The following is a 1,658-nucleotide window of genomic DNA, read 5'->3' on the forward strand; positions in this document are numbered from 1 at the left end:
TGTATCAGGTATTGATAAAGAACATTGAAGTACGCAGGGTCTGTAAGTTGCAATGTTTGCTGACGTTCGCTTTCTTTAGATTTTGAAGCGTCAACCTTGCCGCCGAAAGATGGCAGCCCCACACTTACGCCAGCAGATGTTAGTATGTGAGAGGGAGGTGAGCGAGGACTTGAGGCGAGGCGAGGGAAGGTTAAGCTAGTAGGACTGGGCACAACCTTAGGTTGAGCCGGAAAGCCGGTCGCCCGGGGTGCTGAGCTACGAGCTCGTTGGAATGTTTGCCCGGTGAACGACTTGCCCAGTTGTGGTCTAGACCACGAATAGGTGCGTGCACCTAGCAGCTTTCCGCTCACCTCGCCACAAGCCATAGAAAGGGATGCATACAGATGATAACACGATTTGTGGGAATGGACATTCACAAGCAGTATGCGGTGATCGTGGGGGTCAATCGGGAGCAGGAGGTGGTGTTACGCAGCGAACGGGTCAGCATGGGTGACTTAGAGCGGTGGTGTGGTCGCCACCTGGGGAAGCATGACGGGGTGGTGATTGAAGTGACGACCAACACCTGGGCTGTGGTGGAGATGCTGGAGCGTTACGCAGGTCAGGTGGTGGTGGCTAATCCATACAAGACCAAGCTGATCGCCGAGGCGCAGATCAAGAACGACAAAGTCGATGCCCGCGCCCTGGCCTGTCTGCTGGCCGCGAACTTCATCAGTGAAGTGTGGATCCCTAGCCCCCAGGTGCGCCAATGGCGCCAACTGGCCCGCCACCGCGGTCGCTTGCGGAAACAGTGTACTCAGGCCAAGAACCAGCTCCATCACCTCCTGCAAACTCACAACCTCCAGAGTCCTGAAAGAGACCTCTTTTCGGCGGCCGGGCGAGACTGGCTGACACACCAGAAGTTGCCCCAGGTGGAGCAACTCATCCTCAGACAGCTGCTAGCGCGGATCGAGTTCTCAGAGAAACAGATCCAGGAGTGTGAACGGCAGATTGCACGTCTGGCGCAAGATGACCCGCGTATCGCGCGTCTCATGCAGATCACAGGTGTGGGGTTGTACACCGCCTTTTCCATCGTGGCCGTACTCGGAGATGTCCGGCGCTTTCCATCGGCGAATAAGCTAGCTGGCTATGTGGGGCTGGTGCCGCGGGAACACCAGTCGGGCCGTCGCGCGTATCACGGTCACATCACCAAGAGCGGTGATCGTCTGCTGCGCTGGCTGATGATCGAGGCCGCCCAAGCCGCGGTGCGCTGGGATGCCCATTGGCGTCAGGTCCATCAGCGCATCGCCCAGCGGCGCGGCTATAGTATCGCTATCGTGGCGATCGCCCGCAAGCTGCTGGTCACCATCTGGCATATGCTCACGGAGAAGTCCAACTACCAATACTTACGTCAGGTGTCCTACGTGCGCAAGCTTCAGGAGTGGGCCTACCGGATAGGTCGTCAGCAGCTGTCAGCCCCGTCTTCGAGAGCCTTTGTCGCGGATCGCCTACGGGAACTAGAGCTACCTCTCCTCGCCGATGCGCTCGTAACCTCTGGCCGCAACGCTCGTCTGTCTCTTGCCGCACCTGTCACTTGACTCCCCCTAACATAGGTGGACCCGGTGGACAATCACGCCCTTGCCTTTATGGCAAGCTCGGTTATGATTAAATAAGAATAAGAG

1 protein-coding gene is annotated in these 1,658 nt (G+C 57.7%); it reads left to right on the plus strand.

Annotated elements, in window-relative coordinates; all coding sequences use genetic code 11:
* The first annotated feature begins 404 nt into the window (after positions 1-404).
* Positions 405-1,574, plus strand: coding sequence for an IS110 family transposase (locus tag J7J33_04065; GenBank protein ID MCD6168465.1), 1,170 nt, complete (start codon positions 405-407; stop codon positions 1,572-1,574).
* Positions 1,575-1,658 lie beyond the last annotated feature (84 nt).

This window comes from Caldisericia bacterium (assembly GCA_021158845.1).
GTDB lineage: Bacteria > Caldisericota > Caldisericia > B22-G15 > B22-G15 > B22-G15.

What these genes read in the sequence shown, in the direction of transcription:
- J7J33_04065 (MCD6168465.1), top strand. Translation starts at nt 405, where the DNA reads ATGGACATTCACAAGCAGTATGCGGTGATCGTGGGGGTCAATCGGGAG.